Origin of the sequence: Caballeronia eucalypticola (assembly GCF_047608185.1) — a bacterium.
GTDB lineage: Bacteria > Pseudomonadota > Gammaproteobacteria > Burkholderiales > Burkholderiaceae > Caballeronia.
Genome location: NZ_JBLKRU010000004.1, coordinates 192,498 through 209,601 on the forward strand (window position 1 = coordinate 192,498; position 17,104 = coordinate 209,601).

Consider the following 17,104-nt stretch of genomic DNA (forward strand, 5'->3'; position numbering starts at 1 on the left):
CGCGGCGCGTTTTTCCTGCGTAGCCTGGCTCCCGCGGGATACGCAGGACACGCAACGTTTGACACGATCGGACTCCGTGGCTGTTTTGGCCTGACCTATCGACAATCACCGGTCTCTCCGGAACGCTTATGAAAATATCCATCATCGGGACGGGCTACGTCGGATTAGTGACCGGCGCGTGCCTCGCTGAAATTGGCAACGACGTGCTGTGCCTGGACGTCGATGCCCGCAAGATCGACATCCTCAATAACGGCGGCGTGCCGATCCACGAGCCGGGCCTGCACGAGATCCTGAAACGTACGCGTGCGGCCGGCCGTATCCGCTTTTCCACGGATATCAAGGAAAGCGTCGAGCACGGCGAGATCCAGTTCATCGCGGTGGGAACGCCGCCGGACGAGGACGGCTCCGCCGACTTGCAGTACGTGCTCGAGGCTGCGCGCAACATCGGGCGTTATGCAAACGGCTTCAAGGTGATCGTCGATAAATCGACGGTTCCTGTCGGCACAGCCCAACACGTGCGCAACGTAGTCGAGCAGGAACTGAGGGCGCGCGGTATTGAGCCGAGGGGCAAGAATGACTTTTCGGTTCTATCGAATCCGGAGTTCTTGAAGGAAGGCGCGGCTGTTGACGACTTCATGCGTCCTGATCGCATCGTGATTGGCGTTGACGACGACGAAGCCGGCCAGATTGCCCGCGACAAGATCAAGAGCCTCTACGCGCCGTTCAACCGCAATCATGAACGTACGCTCTATATGGATGTGCGTTCAGCCGAGTTCACGAAGTACGCGGCGAACGCCATGCTTGCCACGCGTATCTCGTTCATGAACGATTTGTCGAATCTCGCCGATGCCGTGGGTGCGGATATTGAAGCGGTGCGTCGCGGCATTGGTTCGGACCCGCGTATCGGCTATCACTTCCTGTATGCCGGTTGCGGCTACGGCGGTTCGTGTTTTCCGAAAGACGTGCAGGCGCTCGCGCAGACGGCGCGTGAAAACGGGCATCGATTGCGGATTCTCGAAGCCGTGGAAGAAGTGAACGATCTGCAAAAAGAAGTGCTCGTCAGCAAAATCACGAAGCGCATGGGCGAAGACTTGCGCGGCCGCACGTTTGCCGTTTGGGGCCTCGCGTTCAAGCCGAATACCGACGACATGCGCGAGGCGTCGAGCCGCCGGCTGATCGGCGCGCTGCTTGAGCGCGGCGCGACGGTTCGCGCTTACGACCCCGTGGCGGTGGCGGAAAGCCGCCGTGTATTCGCGCTCGATCTCGCCGATAAACCGCAGCAACTCGAGCGCCTGCATTTCGTTGTTTCACAAAAGGATGCGTTGCCCGGCGCGGACGCTCTTGTGATCGTGACCGAGTGGAAGGAATTCAAGAGCCCGGACTTCACGCATCTGAAGAACGAGCTCAAGATGCCGGTCATTTTCGATGGCCGCAACCTGTACGAACCTGAAGCGATGGCGGAACTCGGCATCGATTATTTTGCAATAGGACGTCCCCATGTCGAACTTCCTGTCACCTGAGGCAGCGGTGCGCTCGGTGCCTGCCGTCGCGGCACATGCTCCCGTTCCACCGGTCCCGCGTGCACGCATCGAGGCGGCGCGCGTGCTGGTCGTGGGCGACGTGATGCTCGACCGTTACTGGTTCGGCGATGTGAACCGCATTTCTCCGGAAGCGCCCGTGCCGGTCGTGCACGTACAGCGCCAGGAAGACCGGCTTGGCGGCGCGGCGAACGTGGCGCGCAACGCAGCCGCACTGGGCGCGCAGGCGGGCTTGCTGTGCGTGGTCGGGCATGATGAGCCGGGTGAACGCATTGTGACGTTGCTCGGCGAGAGCCGGGTCACGGCATTCCTCGAACGCGATCCCGAATTGCTCACCACCATCAAGCTGCGTGTGCTGTCGCGGCAGCAACAATTGCTGCGCGTTGATTTCGAGAATTCCCCCACTCACGAAGTCCTGAGCGCATGCCTCGCCCGGTTCGAAACGCTCCTGCCGCAACACGATGTGATCCTGATGTCGGATTACGCGAAGGGCGGCTTGACGCACGTGACGCAAATGATCGCGGACGCGAAGCGAGCTGGCAAACCTGTGCTGGTCGACCCGAAAGGCGACGACTGGGACCGCTATCGCGGCGCCACGCTGATCACGCCGAACCGTGCAGAGTTGCGCGAAGTGATTGGGCGCTGGAGCTCGGAAGAAGATTTGCTTGCACGGGTCACGGCATTGCGCGAGTCGCTCGATATCAGCGCGTTGCTGCTCACGCGATCAGAGGAAGGCATGACGCTCTTCACCGCTGGCCACGTGGTCCATACGCAGGCCGATGCGCGCGAAGTGTATGATGTTTCGGGTGCCGGCGACACAGTCATTGCAACCGTTGCAACCATGCTGGGCGCGGGTGTGCCGCTGGTGGACTGCATCGCGTATGCCAACCGTGCTGCGGGAATCGTCGTCGGAAAGCTGGGTACGGCGACTGTCGATTACAACGAACTTTTCGCCTGATCTTTCGGCTAAACACCACTATGACAATCATCGTTACCGGCGCGGCTGGGTTTATAGGCAGCAATATCGTGAAGGCGCTCAACGAGCGTGGCGAGCAGCGAGTGATCGCCGTCGACAACCTCACGCGCGCCGACAAATTCAAGAACCTGGTCGATTGCGAGATCGACGATTTTCTCGACAAGACGGAATTCGTCACGCGCTTTAAACGCGGCGATTTCGGCAAGGTCAGGGCTGTTTTCCATGAAGGCGCGTGTTCCGACACCATGGAAACCGATGGCCGCTACATGATGGAAAACAACTTCCGCTATAGCCGCGACGTGCTGGATACGTGCCTCGAACAAGGCGCGCAGTTCCTGTATGCATCGTCGGCGGCGGTGTATGGCGGATCGAGTGAATTCGTCGAGCGCCGTGACGTCGAGAAGCCGTTGAACGTATACGGTTATTCGAAATTTCTCTTCGATCAGATCGTCCGCCAGATTCTGCCGAAAGCGCGCACCCAAATTGCCGGTTTCCGCTATTTCAACGTGTACGGGCAGCGCGAGAATCACAAGGCGCGTATGGCCTCTGTCGCGTTCCACAACTTCAACCAGTTCCGCGCCGAGGGCAAGGTCAAGCTGTTTGGCGAGTACAACGGGTATGGCGCAGGCGAGCAGACGCGCGACTTCGTGTCGGTGGAAGACGTGACGAAGGTCAATCTGCACTTCTTCGACCATCCGGAGACGTCGGGGATTTTCAACCTTGGCACAGGGCGCGCGCAGCCGTTCAACGACATCGCGTCGACGGTGGTGAACTCGCTGCGTGCAATCAACGGCGAAGCGCCTTTGTCGCTGGCTGAGCTGGTCCAGCGAGGCTTGATCGAGTACATTCCGTTCCCCGATGCACTGCGCGGCAAGTACCAGTGCTTCACGCAAGCCGATCAGTCGAAGCTGCGCGAGGCCGGGTATGACGCACCGTTCCTGACAGTTCAGGAAGGCGTTGACCGGTACGTGCGTTGGCTATTCGGTCAGCTATAAAAGCATTCGTTATCTTCATACACTGGGTCTTCCGGTCAGCGATCATCGCGGACCGGTTTTCAAGGGAGACTCACATGATCAAGAAACTTCTCGCGGCGTTCACGCTGGCTGTATCAATCGGTTCGGCGTTCGCTGCCGTCGATATCAACAACGCCAATTCCGATGCATTACGCGGCATCAAGGGCATTGGGCCGGCCAAGGCGAAAGCCATCCTCGATGAACGCGAAGCGCATGGCCCGTTTAAAGATGCGGCCGAGCTGAGCAAACGCGTCAAGGGCATGAGCGGCAAGACCGTTGAGCGCTTGCAGGCTGAAGGGCTGACCATTGGACCAGGCGGAACGCCTGCGGCGGTTGCAGGCGCCGCTGCCAAGCCATCTGCCGGCGCGGTCGTGGTCAAGAAGTAATGCGGTATGGCGCATCGGTCGGCGCGCCGGTCGACTCGATGCGCCTTCTTTCACGGGAACCCGCAGTCTGCAGCTTCCGAGCTTCAAAAAGCACCGTCGCATCATCCCCTCCGTGCAATAGGGCCGCCCGGCAGCCGTACACCCCCTGGGCTACAATCGGTAGCTTATCGACCGCAGCAACCCCACTACCACTATGGCTTACAAGACTATTGAAGACACCATTGGCAATACGCCGCTGGTGCAACTGGTCCGCATCCCGGACGATGAAATCCGCAGCCGCAACAACGTGATCCTTGGCAAGCTCGAGGGCAACAACCCGGCGGGTTCAGTCAAGGACCGTCCGGCACTTTCGATGATCAAGAAGGCGGAAGAGCGCGGCCGCATCAAGCCTGGCGACACGCTGATCGAATCGACTAGCGGTAATACCGGCATTGCGCTGGCCATGGCTGCCGCCATTCGTGGCTACAAGATGGTGCTGTTGATGCCGGAGGACCTGTCGGTCGAGCGTCGCCAAAGCATGGCCGCCTACGGCGCGGAAATCGTGCTCACGCCCGTTACCGGCGGCATGGAATACGCCCGCGATCTCGCCGAGCAAATGCAGCGCGACGGTAAAGGCATCATCCTCGACCAGTTCGCGAATCCGGATAATCCACTCGCGCACTACGAGACGACCGGCCCGGAGCTCTGGCGCGAGACGGAAGGCCGCATCACGCATTTCGTTTCGGCCATGGGCACGACCGGCACCATAATGGGTGTGTCGCAATATCTGAAGGAACAGAACGCGAACATCGAGATCATTGGGGCGCAGCCGGAAGAAGGCTCGCGTATTCCCGGCATCCGGAAGTGGCCTGAGGCCTACTTGCCGAAGATCTTCGATCGAAGCCGCGTGGATCGCACGGAAAACGTCAGCCAGGCTGCATCGGAAGCAATGGCGCGGCGGCTGGCATCGGTGGAAGGCATCTTCAGCGGGATTTCGTCCGGCGGCGCGTGCGAAGTAGCCTTGCGCGTGGCGCGCCAAGTCGAGAACGCGACCATCGTGTTCGTGGTCTGCGATCGCGGTGACCGATACTTGTCGACAGGTGTGTTCCCAGCCTGACATCGGCTTGGTCGCTCACATAGGCAGAAACAAGAAAGCCCGGTATAAACCGGGCTTTTTGCATGGTGCGCGAGTCAAAAGACGCCCAAAAAGCTAGATCATTGCGATGCTGAACCCCCGACATTTCCCGCGTTCATCTGCGCTTTTACGGCTTCGCCAAGCTGATACACGGCGAGTGCATAGAAGAAGCTTCGGTTATAGCGCGTGAGCACGTAGAAGTTCTTCAGGCCGAGCGTGTATTCGGTCGCGCGGCCGGGTGTCGGCAAGTCCACGACCGTCACCGGCGTGCCCGCTTCCGCCATGGTGTTGAGCCCCGGTTCGCTCGTCAGCATGCCGGCTTTCGTGAGCTGCGCGAGTGACCAATGCGGCTCAGGCTGGCCGTCCGCGGCGGCCTGTGCAATCCCTTGGCTGCCGGTGTCGCCGGCAATCTTCCAGACCACTGGCCGTCCCGATTCCCAGCCATGCTGCTTCAGATAGTTCGCGACACTGCCGATGGCATCGGCGGGACTGGTCCGCAAATCGATGTGGCCGTTGCCGTCGTAATCCACCGCGTATTGCACGATGCTGCTCGGCAGGAATTGCGGAATGCCGATTGCGCCCGTGTACGAACCGAGCACGGTGGTCGGATCGATTTGCTGGTCGTGTGTCCACACCAGCAGGTCTTCGAGATTCTTGCGGAATGTCGCTTGCCGTTCTGCGCGGTTCGGCGTGTCGGGATAATCAAAGGTGAGCGTGGTCAGTGCATCGAGCGCGCGAAAGTTGCCCATGTACTTCCCATAGATTGTCTCCACGCCAATGATCCCGACAATCGCCTCCGGCGGCACACCGTACTGATCCGATGCACGCTGCAATGTCGCCTGGTTCGCGCGCCAGAACTTCACGCCGGCCGCAATGCGGATGGGTTCCACAAAACGTGCCTGATAGGCGCGCCAGTTTTTGGTGGCGGGAGTAGGCGAGGGCAGCACCAGCTTCACGGCCGTGGCCGAATAACTGACGCGATTGAACAGGTCATGCAAGGAGGCGGAATCGAAGTCGTAACGCGCCACCAGGTCGTTAATGAACGCGTCCACATTGGGATTGTTCGCGTAACGCTGCGGCACGATTTCTTCTTCGAACATCTGCCCCTGCGCTGGCGCGGATTGGGGCTGCGATTGCGCAACTGCCTGGCCGATACTGAGTGTGCCAAATGCACAAACAAGGCCGGCGAATAAGGCGAGGCGCGTGGTTCGCACCGAAAGAGGCAAGACGGTCGAAGCAAACTTGAAGTTCATAGTGTGCGTAATTGTGGCGATGTAACGCGAGGCGCGCGGGAAAAACGCGCAGGGCATACGAGAGTCGGATCAGTATAACCGACGCGTTTTCGACGCCATCCCGAAAGCCCCGTGAGCGGGCGCTGACGCTGCAAAAGGGAAGACGTACGGCCGCGCCATTTCGAGTGTGGTAACTTAACAATAACCCGCGCGGTGCGGCGTTCGGCCTCTTGCTGGCAAGCGGCGGGAACGGCCAGGCACCGCGACCGACAAAAACATCTGAACGACAAGAGACACGCGGCACGGCGCACCCGGCTGCGCAACCCATCATGGCTACCGGCTTTTATACCCATTCAGATTGCCTTCTTCATGACATGGGGCCGTGGCATCCCGAATGCCCCGCGCGGCTTCAGGCGATCGAGGATCAGTTGATCGCAAGCCGCATCGATACCCTGATCGTGCGTGAAGAAGCGCCGCTCGCGAGCGAAGAGGATCTGGCGCGGGTTCATACCCAGGCGCATATCGATTTCGTCAAGGAGACGGCGCCGTCAGTCGGCCGGGTCGAGATTGACCCGGACACGATGATGTCGCCGGGTTCTTATCACGCGGCGCTGCGCGCTGCGGGCGCCACGGTTGCCGCCACCGACGCCGTGATCGCCGGCACTTACGACAACGCATTTTGCAGCGTGCGGCCGCCTGGACATCACGCAGAACCGGCCCGCGCGATGGGCTTCTGCTTCTTCAACAATATCGCGATCGCGGCGCGTCACGCGCTCGAAGTGCATGGGCTCGAGCGCGTGGCGATTATCGATTTCGACGTGCATCACGGTAACGGCACGGAGGCCGCATTCTCGGGCGACCCGCGCGTGCTGATGTGCAGTTTTTTCCAGCACCCGTTCTACCCGTATAGCGGCGCCGACAATCACGCATCGAACATGGTCAATCTGCCGATGCCCGCGCGTACGAAAGGCATGGCAGTGCGCGAAGCCGTCGACATGATGTGGCTGCCGAGACTCGATGAATTCAAGCCGCAGATGATTTTCGTCTCCGCGGGTTTCGATGCGCATCGCGAGGACGATCTCGGCAACATGGGTCTTGTCGAGGACGACTACGCGTGGCTGACGCAGCAGATCCGTGAGGTGGCGAAGCGGCACGCGAAGGGCCGGATCGTGAGCACGCTCGAGGGCGGCTACAACCTGTCGGCGCTTGGGCGTAGCGTGGTCGCGCATGTGCGTGAACTGGCTGATATTTGAGCACCGGCTTCGCGGCGAGCCTGAAGCCTACGCTTGAGCGGCCGCACACGCGGTGGATCCCGGCAGCCTACAAAACATACCGAAAACTCACCAACCTGCCGTTTAGAGCACATCCCCGATTGCCATCCATGCATTTTGGCGCGTAAAATAGAACGATCGTGCTGTAAAAAATAAGCGTCTACTGATTGTGCAAAGCCTTCGGGGTCCTCTGCGGTTCGCCGTTAGCATTCGGCGTCGGGAGTCACTCGTTATAATGGGCTTGGGATGATGTATTCGTAACTTAGGAGCGTGTGCATGAAAATCTTGGTGCCAGTCAAACGCGTGGTCGACTACAACGTGAAAGTCCGGGTCAAGCCGGATGGCAGCGCAGTGGACATCGCGAACGTGAAGATGTCGATGAATCCGTTCGATGAAATCGCCGTGGAAGAAGCCGTGCGGCTGCGTGAAGCGGGCGTGGCGACGGAAGTGATCGCGGTATCGTGCGGCGTGACGCAATGTCAGGAAACGCTGCGTACGGCCATGGCGATCGGCGCGGATCGCGCGATCCTGGTCGAATCGACTGAGGAATTGCAGCCGTTGGCGGTCGCGAAGATCCTGAAGGCGCTGATCGATAAAGAGCAGCCGCAACTCATCATCCTCGGCAAGCAAGCCATTGACGACGACTCGAACCAAACGGGTCAGATGCTCGCCGCACTCGCTGGTTTGCCGCAAGCGACGTTCGCCTCGAAGGTGACGGTCGCCGACGGACGCGCCACGGTCGCGCGCGAAGTCGATGGCGGGTCGGAAACGCTGTCGCTGTCGCTGCCCGCTGTGATCACCACGGACTTGCGTCTGAACGAGCCGCGTTATGTGACGCTGCCCAACATCATGAAGGCCAAGAAGAAACCGATGGAAACGTTGAAGCCGGCGGACCTGGGTGTCGACGTGACGCCGCGCCTGAAGACGCTCAAAGTCGCTGAGCCGCCGCAACGCTCCGCTGGCGTGAAGGTGCCGGACGTGAAGACGCTGGTCGAGAAGTTGAAGACCGAAGCCAAGGTTCTGTGAGGGAGTTTCCAAAGTGACTATTCTTGTAATTGCAGAACACGACAACGCGTCGATCAAATCGGCGACATTGAACACCATCGCGGCAGCGCAGAAGATTGGCGGCGATATCCACGTGCTGATCGCGGGTTCGAACGCGCAAGCGGCGGCAGATGCCGCTGCAAAGATTGCCGGCGTAGCGAAGGTATTGCTCGCCGACGCGCCGCAACTCGCCGATGGCCTGGCTGAGAATATCGACGCAACGGTGGTCCAGATCGCGAAGAACTACTCGCATATCCTGGCGCCCGCGACCCCGTACGGCAAGAACATCGCTCCGCGAATTGCCGCGCATCTGGATGTCGCGCAGATCAGCGACATCACTGCAGTAGACAGCCCCGACACGTTCGAGCGCCCCATCTACGCGGGCAATGCCATCGCGACCGTTCAATCAAGCGATGCGATCAAGGTCATCACGGTGCGTACCACGGGTTTCGATCCGGTGGCGGCAGAAGGCGGCAGCGCATCGGTGGAAAAGATCGAGGCATCGGCGGATACGGGCATCTCCAAGTTCGTGAGCCGCGAGTTGACGAAACTGGATCGGCCGGAACTGACGTCGGCGAAGATCATCGTGTCGGGTGGACGCGGTTTGGGCAGCGGCGAGAACTACACGAAAGTGCTCGAACCGCTGGCGGACAAACTCGGCGCGGCGCTGGGCGCATCGCGTGCGGCAGTCGACGCCGGCTTCGTTCCGAATGACTATCAAGTTGGTCAAACCGGCAAGATCGTGGCGCCTAACTTGTATCTTGCCGTCGGTATCTCGGGCGCGATCCAGCACTTGGCCGGAATGAAGGACAGCAAGGTCATCGTGGCGATCAACAAGGATGCTGAAGCACCCATCTTCGGCGTGGCGGACTATGGCCTTGTGGGTGACTTGTTCACGGTCGTACCGGACCTTGTGAAAGAACTGGGCTGATCGTTTTTAAAGCCACTGGCTGGAAAGATAGCAAGACTGCAAAAAGGGGCGACATACGTGCGCCCCTTTTCACATCTGTTGGGGGAGACAAGACATGAGCTATAGAGCGCCCGTCAAGGACATGCTGTTCGTGATGAAGGAACTAGCCGATATTGAAAGCATCGCGGCGTTGCCGGGTTTCGAGGACGCCAGTCTCGACACGGCGCAGGCCGTGCTCGAAGAGGCGGCGCGCTTTAACCACGAAGTCGTCGCGCCGTTGAACTTCGAAGGCGACAAGAATCCTAGCTTCTGGAAGAACGGCGAAGTCACGACCACGCCCGGCTTTAAAGAAGCTTTCCGTCAGTTCGGCGAGGGTGGCTGGCAAGGCGTGCTGCATCCGGTGGAGTACGAAGGCCAGGGGTTGCCCAAGCTGATCGCGACACCCTGCATCGAGATGTTGAATGCGGCGAACCTGTCGTTCGCGTTGTGTCCGCTGCTCACCGATGGTGCTATCGAAGCACTATTGACTGCCGGGACCGAGGAGCAAAAGCAGCTCTATGTGCCCAAGCTGATTTCGGGCGAATGGACCGGCACGATGAACCTCACCGAGCCGCAAGCCGGGTCTGATCTCGCGCTGGTCCGCACGCGCGCTGAGCCGCATGGCGATGGCACGTTCAAACTCTTCGGCACGAAGATTTTCATCACTTACGGCGAGCACGACATGGCGAAGAACATCGTCCATCTCGTGCTGGCGCGCACGCCCAACGCGCCCGATGGCGTGAAGGGCATTTCGCTCTTCGTCGTACCCAAATTCCTCACCGATGAAAACGGCACGCTCGGCGCTCGCAACGACGTGCATTGCGTATCGATTGAACACAAGCTCGGGATCAAGGCGAGCCCGACCGCCGTGCTGCAGTTCGGCGATCATGGCGGCGCGATCGGTCAGTTGATCGGTGAAGAGAATCGCGGGCTGGAGTACATGTTCATCATGATGAACGCGGCGCGGTTCGCGGTCGGAATGCAGGGCGTGGGTGTGTCGGAGAGGGCGTATCAGAAGGCCGTCGCGTTCGCGAAGGATCGGGTGCAAAGCCGGCCGGTCGATGGCTCCGCCAAACAGCCTGTATCGATCATTCATCATCCTGACGTGCGACGCATGCTGTTGACGATGCGCGCGCTGACGGAAGCGTCGCGCGCGCTCGCCTATGTCGCGGCGGCGCATTGCGACCTCGCGCATCATCATCCTGACGAGGCCGCACGCGCGAGCCATCAGGCGATCTACGAGTTTCTTGTGCCGATCGTGAAGGGCTGGAGTACTGAGCTTTCCATCGATGTCGCGAGCCTCGGCGTGCAGGTTCATGGCGGCATGGGATTTATCGAGGAGACGGGCGCGGCGCAGTATTACCGCGATGCCCGCATTCTCACCATCTACGAGGGCACGACCGCCATTCAGGCCAACGACCTGATCGGCCGCAAGACCGTGCGTGACGGCGGCGCGACGGCGCAGGCAATTCTTGCGCAGATGGATCAGACCATCGCGCTGTTGGCTGATCGCGATGGGCAGGCTTTCACGTCGATGCATCGGCATTTGAGCGCGGGAAGCTTGTCGCTGGCACGGGTGGTCGAGTTCATGGTCGCCAAGGTGAAAAGCGATCCGAACGCGGTGTTTGCCGGCAGCGTGCCTTATTTGAAACTGGCGGGCATTGTGCTGGGCGGATGGCAGATGGCGCGCGCGCTATTGGTGGCGTCGGACAAGCGTGGCAATGACGAGGCGTTTTATGGCGCGAAGATCGCGACGGCGCAGTTTTTCGCGGAGCATCTTTTGTCGCAGGCGCCGGGGATTGAAGCGTCGATTGTCAGCGGTTACGGGCAGGACGGGTATCTCGCGCTGAGCGAGGATCAGTTTTGATTTGTTGAGGTTAAGCCGGGCTATGAAAAATGCCGTCCCTGACGAAAGTCAGGGACGGCATTTTCTCTGAAGCGTGCGTTCAAAAGCTACGCGTAAAATCCCACCTCACGCACCTGCATACGACGGCCGCGCGGTCGTGCGCGTTTCGCCGATATACCGATGCACCGACAAATCATCGGCCTGAATCGCAGGCTGCTTGCCCGACATCAAGTCGGCCAGCAACTGCCCCGATCCGCACGACATCGTCCAGCCCAATGTACCGTGGCCCGTGTTGAGGAACAGGTTCGGCAGCGGCGTACGCCCGACAATAGGCGTGCCGTCCGGTGTCATCGGGCGCAATCCAGTCCAGAACGATGCTTTCGCGGTGTCCCCGCCACCAGGGAACAGGTCGTTCACGCACATTTCCAGCGTTTCGCGACGCGCCTGGCGCAGCGATTTGTCGAAGCCGACGATCTCCGCCATTCCGCCGACGCGAATCCGGTCATCGAAACGGGTGATCGCGATCTTGTACGTTTCGTCGAGCACGGTAGAAACTGGCGCCGCGCTTTCGTTGACGATAGGCGCCGTGATCGAATATCCCTTCAGCGGATAAACCGGGATATCGACAAGACTGCCCAGCAATTTCGTGGAGTACGAACCGAGCGCGACGACGTATGAATCGCCACGGACCAACTCGCCGCCGCACTGCACGCCCGCAATCCGGCCGCCGCTTACCGCGAGCGCCTCGATTGGGGTGTTGTAGCGAAACTTCACGCCTAACTGTTCGGCCATTGCCGCGAGGCGCGTGGTGAATTTCTGGCAATCGCCGGTTTCGTCATTCGGCAGGCGCAGACCGCCGGTCAGCTTGTGCGACACCGCGGCAAGCGCCGGTTCAGCGTGATGCAGTTCAGCCGGCGTGAGCAATTCGAACGGCACGTTCGCGTCGCGCAACACAGCGATGTCCTTCGCGGCGCCATCGAGTTGCTGCTGGGTCCGAAAAACCTGCAGCGTGCCACCGGTACGGCCTTCGTAATTAATGCCGGTGTCCGCGCGCAGCGCCTGCAAACAATCGCGGCTGTACTCGGCCAGACGCACCATGCGACCCTTGTTGACCGAATAACGTGCCTGCGTGCAGTTTTGCAGCATCTGCCACATCCACTTCAATTGAAACGATGTTCCGTCCAGTCGAATGGCGAGCGGCGCGTGTTTCTCAAACATCCATTTGATTGCTTTGAGCGGCACGCCGGGCGCGGCCCACGGCGAGGCATAACCGGGCGAGATCTGACCCGCGTTGGCGAAACTTGTTTCGAGCGCCGGTCCCGCTTCACGATCGATCACCGTGACTTCGTGCCCCGCGCGCGCCAGATAGTAGGCGCTTGTGACGCCGACAACACCGCTTCCCAGAATTACGACTCGCATGCCTTGCTCCGTGCAAAGTGTGTCCGCCGGTCATTCGCTTCGTTTTGACCGAAGCCATGTGAGTAGCGGGTTACATAGTGGTATCGACTATAGTATTGATACCGAACCAGTTTTTGTTATTGTATTTATTCACTTTTCAGTGGAAAACAATGAGAACACAACGAAATTCAGTACGAGAACTCGATAAGATCGATCGCCGTATTCTGAAGATCCTTCAACAAGATGGGCGTATCGCGATGAAAGACCTGGCCGAGCAGGTCGGGCTCTCGGTGACGCCGTGTATCGAACGCGTCAAGCGCATGGAGCGAGACCTGGTGATCGCGGGGTATTACGCGCGAGTGAATCCGCATCAATTGGGGGCGTCGCTGCTGGTGTTTGTCGAGATCACCCTCGATCACAAGAGCGGCAACATGTTCGAGCAGTTCCGGCGCGAGGTGCAGCGCATTCCCGAGGTGCTGGAATGCCATCTCGTTTCCGGCGATTTCGACTATTTAATCAAGGCGCGCATTGGTGAAATGGCCGATTACCGCAAGCTGCTCGGCGACATCCTTCTGCAACTGCCCGGCGCCGTGCAGTCGAAAAGTTATGTGGTCATGGAGGAAATTAAGGAAACATTGACCATTGCTGTCGACGCCTGAATGAGCTTGCGAGCGAGGAAATTTACTGTATATTTATACAGTATTTTATCGCTTTCATTTCCTTGGCCATGGCTTCTGACGACCACGAATATCCTGTTGCTCCTCCCGCGCCGCTCAAGGGCCGAGGGGCGGTCACGAACCTTCAGGGGCGCTACGAGAAGGATCAGCGCGAGCGCGTGGATGACGGCTGGACACATGTCAGCGAGGAGGGTGAAACCAATGACGCGCCTGTCCTGCGCACACAAGTATTCGAGGAACGCGCGAAGAGCATCCTGACGCGCAATTCGTCGCCGGATATTCCGTTCAGCGTCTCGCTGAACCCTTACCGTGGCTGCGAGCACGGCTGCATATATTGCTTCGCCCGGCCTACGCATAGTTATCTGGGCCTGTCGCCGGGGCTCGATTTCGAAAGCCGGATCTACGCCAAGATCAATGCCGGTGAATTGCTCGAGCGGGAATTGGACAAACCGTCCTATCAGCCGGAGCCAATCGCGCTGGGCGTGATTACTGACGCGTATCAGCCCGTCGAACGGAATTTGCGGATCACGCGGCAGGTGATCGAGATCCTGAGCGAACGAGGGCATCCATTCGCGGCAATCACGAAGTCGTCGCTGATCGAGCGGGATATCGACCTGCTCGCACCCATGGCGCAGAAGGGTCAGGTCATGGCCGCCATTACGATTACCACGCTGGATGCGGATATCGCTCGTACGCTGGAGCCCCGCGCAGCCACGCCTTCAAGACGGCTGCGCACTATCCGGACGTTGACCGAGGCAGGCATTCCGGTGGGCGTCAGCGTTGCGCCCATGATTCCGTTCGTCACCGAACCCGATATGGAACGGGTGCTGGAAGCCTGCGCAGAAGCGGGTGCGACAAGTGCGAGTTACATCGTATTGCGCTTGCCGTGGGAGGTGGCGCCGCTGTTCAAGGACTGGCTTGCAGCGCATTTCCCGGATCGGGCGGATCGTGTGATGGGGCGTGTGCGCGATATGCGCGGCGGCAAGGACTACGACTCGGATTTTTCGAAGCGGATGAAAGGAGAAGGCTTATGGGCCGACATGCTCAAGCAGCGCTTCCATAACGCCACGAAGCGGCTTGGCCTGAATCAACGGCGGCACGGAATTCTGGATATGTCGGAGTTCCGGCATATCCAGAAGGTGGTGGGTCGAAAACCACGTGCAGCCGAGGACAGTGCGCAGATGAAGTTGTTTTGAGAAGCGTGGCCGCAGCGACTGCCGGGCAGAGGCGCTACGGCTCCCAAGCCTCACATCAACACGTATTACTGCGACGACTCTTTAGCTGCCTGAACCTGACCTTCGAAGTAAGTCTGGAAGGTGACGGCGAGGCCGGCCATCAGCAGGAACGCGCCGAACAACAAAGCAAAGATCACGACGAAAATGACTGTCCAGCCGGAATCGCTATGTTGGCCAGTTTGCGCATTGAACTGAGCGTCCCATTTTTCGTCCGGGCGCAGGCCGTAAACGATCGCCGACAAGAACGCCGACAGCAGCGAAATCGCTCCCGGAACGACCAGGACCCAGCCGAGGATCGAAGCCCGATCCGTTGCCGCGAGCAGCAGGTATCCGACTACGCCCAGCACGATGCCAACAATGTGCGCCCAGCCGAATTTGTCGCGTAAGCCGTACAGATAAAATCGATGCGCGCCAATGCTGCCGAAAAAGAAGGCGAGTGCGGCGGTGAGCGTTTTCGAGCGGAAACGCCCGTTTGCCGCTGGTTTCGATGGATGTGTGGCAGTGGACGGCGAATTGTTCATCGGGAAACGAAAAAGGAAATGCAGTGAGCAAAGGAAGCGGATTGGCGTAAGCGGCAACACCTTCGCGCCGACGCGGCATTCTACGCCCGCTCCGATGCGCACTCACGCGGCTAAACCGCTCAGTGCGCATCGACCGGGTCGCGGAAAAATGACTGCAAGATCACAGCGTCAAGGTTGCGCGTAGGTAATCCGGTAGATCGCGCCCGCGTAATCGTCGCTCACGAGTAGCGAGCCATCGGGCATTGGAAGGACATCGGCAGGACGGCCCCAAACATCGCCGTTTGTGCGAAGCCAGCCTTGGGCGAACGGTTCCATGCGCGGTTTTTCGCCAATCGCGCCCGGCACGACCCGCACAACCCGATACCCCACCTTCGCGCTGCGGTTCCACGATCCGTGTTCCGCGATGAACACGTTGTTCTTATAGCCGGCGGGGAACATCGTGCCTGTATAGAAGCGCATGCCGAGCGACGCCACGTGTGCGCCCAGCTTGACTACGGGCGGCGTGAACCCGGAGCACGGATGGCCGGCGCCGAATTCAGGGTCCGCTACGTCGCCGCCGTGGCAATAGGGGAAACCGAAGTCCATGCCGGCTTTCGGCGCGTGGTTGAGTTTGTCGTCGGGGATATCGTCGCCGAGCATGTCGCGGCCGTTGTCGGTGAACCAGAGTTCTTTCGTCTGCGGGTCCCAGTCGAAACCCACCGTGTTGCGCACGCCGTTCGCAAACACTTCATAGTCGCTGCCGTCCGGATTCATCCGTGCGATCAGTGCATATCGTTTGCGATCCGGATTGCAGACATTGCACGGCGCACCGGTTGGCACGTACAGCTTACCGTCCGGCCCAAACGCGATGAATTTCCAGCCGTGATGCCGGTCGGGAGGCAGTTTGTCCGTGACCACAACGGGTTTGGGCGGCGTATCGAGGCGATTGTCTATGTCGTCGAAGCGCAGGATGCGTGAGATCGCGGACACATACAGCGCGCCGTTACGCCACGCCACGCCTGCAGGCTCGTCCAGACCCGACGCGATCACATGCTTCGCTGTCACGCGACCGTCCTTCAACTCGAGCGCGTAGACGTGCCCGTCGAGGCTGCCGGCATAGAGCACCCCTTTCGGCGATAAAACCATCGCGCGGGCACTTGGCACGTCGTCGGAGAGAACAGCAATGCTGAAGCCCGGCGGCAGCTTGATCTGATCAACCGGCAGCGCAGCGCGGGCGTGACCTGTAATGAGCGCGCTGATCAGCGCAATCATTAAATTCGCCGCTAGAAGCACCGAACGCGTCGAACGTCCTGGAGACCAGACAAGACCGCCTGCCCGTTGCGATCCGTCGCCAAAAAAAGCTTTACCGATAAAAGCCATGAGCGAATTCAAGTTTGTCTCTCCAAAATGACATCCTGCGCGGCTTCGCGAAGTCTTTAAAAACCCGCATTGCGCCGCGTCAGGGCGGGCGATGGCCGGTCAAGGCGCGTGCCGCCGACCCCGTTGCATCTTGATTAATCGACGCAAGTGTTTGTTAAGGCTCCGTTTTGCCGCTATAATCGCGTGTTTTGGTAGTTCCGAACCCCGGTTTTCAAGGATTTCAGCATGGTTATCATCCGCTTGGCTCGTGGCGGCTCCAAGAAGCGCCCGTTTTACAACATCGTTGCAACTGATTCGCGTAGCCGCCGTGATGGCCGCTTCATTGAACGCGTGGGTTTTTACAACCCGGTCGCGACCAAAGGCGAATCGCTGCGTATCGCCCAGGACCGCCTGACGTACTGGCAAGACAACGGCGCGCAGATGTCGCCGACGGTTGCCCGTCTGGTCAAGCAATCGCAACAAGCTCAGCCGGCTGCTTAAGTGCGCTTGCTGCAGTCGATCGTTCGGATACTGGTGATCCGAACGATTCCAGCTGCCGAGGTTCG

The 17,104-nt window shown here is 59.7% G+C and carries 16 protein-coding genes; 12 read left to right on the forward strand and 4 right to left on the reverse strand.

Annotation, left to right across the window (positions count from 1 at the left end):
• Positions 1-128 precede the first annotated feature (128 nt).
• From ACMX25_RS07285 to cysM, 5 genes are all read left to right on the forward strand, one after another.
• Positions 129-1,520, forward strand: coding sequence for a UDP-glucose dehydrogenase family protein (locus ACMX25_RS07285; protein WP_414948901.1), 1,392 nt, complete (start codon positions 129-131; stop codon positions 1,518-1,520).
• Positions 1,498-2,496, forward strand: coding sequence for a D-glycero-beta-D-manno-heptose-7-phosphate kinase (gene rfaE1 / locus ACMX25_RS07290; RefSeq protein ID WP_414948903.1), 999 nt, complete (start codon positions 1,498-1,500; stop codon positions 2,494-2,496). Before ACMX25_RS07285 ends, rfaE1 begins: the two co-directional genes overlap by 23 nt.
• 20 nt (positions 2,497-2,516) lie before the next feature.
• Positions 2,517-3,509, forward strand: coding sequence for an ADP-glyceromanno-heptose 6-epimerase (rfaD, locus tag ACMX25_RS07295; protein ID WP_414948904.1), 993 nt, complete (start codon positions 2,517-2,519; stop codon positions 3,507-3,509).
• 74 nt (positions 3,510-3,583) lie between these two features.
• Entirely contained in the window at positions 3,584-3,913 is a 330-nt protein-coding gene (locus ACMX25_RS07300) for a ComEA family DNA-binding protein (RefSeq protein ID WP_414948905.1), read from the forward strand.
• A 193-nt stretch (positions 3,914-4,106) separates the two neighbouring features.
• Positions 4,107-5,009, forward strand: a complete 903-nt coding sequence (gene cysM, locus ACMX25_RS07305) for a cysteine synthase CysM (protein WP_414948907.1) — start codon at positions 4,107-4,109, stop codon at positions 5,007-5,009.
• A 98-nt stretch (positions 5,010-5,107) separates the two neighbouring features.
• On the opposite strand, the gene mltB is transcribed toward cysM, so the two are convergent.
• Positions 5,108-6,280 (reverse strand): lytic murein transglycosylase B, encoded by a 1,173-nt coding sequence (mltB, locus tag ACMX25_RS07310; RefSeq protein ID WP_414948909.1) that lies wholly within the window; start codon positions 6,278-6,280, stop codon positions 5,108-5,110.
• Between the two features lie 308 nt (positions 6,281-6,588).
• Here mltB and ACMX25_RS07315 point away from each other — a divergent pair, with 308 nt between their 5' ends.
• The 4 genes from ACMX25_RS07315 to ACMX25_RS07330 all read left to right on the forward strand — a co-directional run bounded on the left by ACMX25_RS07315 (position 6,589) and on the right by ACMX25_RS07330 (position 11,390).
• On the forward strand, positions 6,589-7,512 hold the full coding sequence (locus tag ACMX25_RS07315) for a histone deacetylase family protein (RefSeq protein ID WP_414948910.1): 924 nt from the start codon (positions 6,589-6,591) through the stop codon (positions 7,510-7,512).
• 294 nt (positions 7,513-7,806) lie between these two features.
• Complete coding sequence (locus tag ACMX25_RS07320) at positions 7,807-8,556, forward strand: electron transfer flavoprotein subunit beta/FixA family protein (protein ID WP_414948912.1); 750 nt, start codon at positions 7,807-7,809, stop codon at positions 8,554-8,556.
• Between the two features lie 13 nt (positions 8,557-8,569).
• Entirely contained in the window at positions 8,570-9,505 is a 936-nt protein-coding gene (locus ACMX25_RS07325; RefSeq protein ID WP_414948913.1) for an electron transfer flavoprotein subunit alpha/FixB family protein, read from the forward strand.
• Between the two features lie 94 nt (positions 9,506-9,599).
• Complete coding sequence (locus ACMX25_RS07330) at positions 9,600-11,390, forward strand: acyl-CoA dehydrogenase (protein WP_414948914.1); 1,791 nt, start codon at positions 9,600-9,602, stop codon at positions 11,388-11,390.
• Positions 11,391-11,495: 105 nt separating this feature from the next.
• On the opposite strand, the gene ACMX25_RS07335 is transcribed toward ACMX25_RS07330, so the two are convergent.
• Positions 11,496-12,788 carry a D-amino acid dehydrogenase gene (locus ACMX25_RS07335; protein ID WP_414948916.1) on the reverse strand — a complete coding sequence of 431 codons (1,293 nt, stop codon included), beginning with the start codon at positions 12,786-12,788 and terminating at the stop codon, positions 11,496-11,498.
• 149 nt (positions 12,789-12,937) lie between these two features.
• Here ACMX25_RS07335 and ACMX25_RS07340 point away from each other — a divergent pair, with 149 nt between their 5' ends.
• Entirely contained in the window at positions 12,938-13,426 is a 489-nt protein-coding gene (locus tag ACMX25_RS07340; protein ID WP_213769041.1) for an Lrp/AsnC ligand binding domain-containing protein, read from the forward strand.
• A 68-nt stretch (positions 13,427-13,494) separates the two neighbouring features.
• A complete protein-coding gene (locus ACMX25_RS07345) occupies positions 13,495-14,640 on the forward strand; it encodes a PA0069 family radical SAM protein (protein WP_414948917.1) in 1,146 nt (381 codons plus the stop codon).
• Positions 14,641-14,705: 65 nt separating this feature from the next.
• On the opposite strand, the gene ACMX25_RS07350 is transcribed toward ACMX25_RS07345, so the two are convergent.
• Entirely contained in the window at positions 14,706-15,200 is a 495-nt protein-coding gene (locus ACMX25_RS07350; RefSeq protein WP_414948919.1) for an NINE protein, read from the reverse strand.
• A 168-nt stretch (positions 15,201-15,368) separates the two neighbouring features.
• Complete coding sequence (locus ACMX25_RS07355; protein ID WP_414948921.1) at positions 15,369-16,451, reverse strand: PQQ-dependent sugar dehydrogenase; 1,083 nt, start codon at positions 16,449-16,451, stop codon at positions 15,369-15,371.
• 333 nt (positions 16,452-16,784) lie between these two features.
• Between ACMX25_RS07355 and rpsP the strand changes: the two genes are divergently transcribed.
• Complete coding sequence (rpsP, locus tag ACMX25_RS07360) at positions 16,785-17,039, forward strand: 30S ribosomal protein S16 (protein ID WP_299717319.1); 255 nt, start codon at positions 16,785-16,787, stop codon at positions 17,037-17,039.
• The last annotated feature ends 65 nt before the right edge of the window (positions 17,040-17,104 follow it).

Excerpts from the sequence above, each read along its gene's own strand:
- ACMX25_RS07285 (WP_414948901.1), top strand. The coding sequence starts at position 129 with ATGAAAATATCCATCATCGGGACGGGCTACGTCGGATTAGTGACCGGC.
- rfaE1 (WP_414948903.1), top strand. The coding sequence starts at position 1,498 with ATGTCGAACTTCCTGTCACCTGAGGCAGCGGTGCGCTCGGTGCCTGCC.
- rfaD (WP_414948904.1), top strand. The coding sequence starts at position 2,517 with ATGACAATCATCGTTACCGGCGCGGCTGGGTTTATAGGCAGCAATATC.
- ACMX25_RS07300 (WP_414948905.1), top strand. The coding sequence starts at position 3,584 with ATGATCAAGAAACTTCTCGCGGCGTTCACGCTGGCTGTATCAATCGGT.
- cysM (WP_414948907.1), top strand. The coding sequence starts at position 4,107 with ATGGCTTACAAGACTATTGAAGACACCATTGGCAATACGCCGCTGGTG.
- mltB (WP_414948909.1), bottom strand. The coding sequence starts at position 6,280 with ATGAACTTCAAGTTTGCTTCGACCGTCTTGCCTCTTTCGGTGCGAACC.
- ACMX25_RS07315 (WP_414948910.1), top strand. The coding sequence starts at position 6,589 with ATGGCTACCGGCTTTTATACCCATTCAGATTGCCTTCTTCATGACATG.
- ACMX25_RS07320 (WP_414948912.1), top strand. The coding sequence starts at position 7,807 with ATGAAAATCTTGGTGCCAGTCAAACGCGTGGTCGACTACAACGTGAAA.
- ACMX25_RS07330 (WP_414948914.1), top strand. The coding sequence starts at position 9,600 with ATGAGCTATAGAGCGCCCGTCAAGGACATGCTGTTCGTGATGAAGGAA.
- ACMX25_RS07335 (WP_414948916.1), bottom strand. The coding sequence starts at position 12,788 with ATGCGAGTCGTAATTCTGGGAAGCGGTGTTGTCGGCGTCACAAGCGCC.
- ACMX25_RS07340 (WP_213769041.1), top strand. The coding sequence starts at position 12,938 with ATGAGAACACAACGAAATTCAGTACGAGAACTCGATAAGATCGATCGC.
- ACMX25_RS07345 (WP_414948917.1), top strand. The coding sequence starts at position 13,495 with ATGGCTTCTGACGACCACGAATATCCTGTTGCTCCTCCCGCGCCGCTC.
- ACMX25_RS07350 (WP_414948919.1), bottom strand. The coding sequence starts at position 15,200 with ATGAACAATTCGCCGTCCACTGCCACACATCCATCGAAACCAGCGGCA.
- ACMX25_RS07355 (WP_414948921.1), bottom strand. The coding sequence starts at position 16,451 with ATGATTGCGCTGATCAGCGCGCTCATTACAGGTCACGCCCGCGCTGCG.
- rpsP (WP_299717319.1), top strand. The coding sequence starts at position 16,785 with ATGGTTATCATCCGCTTGGCTCGTGGCGGCTCCAAGAAGCGCCCGTTT.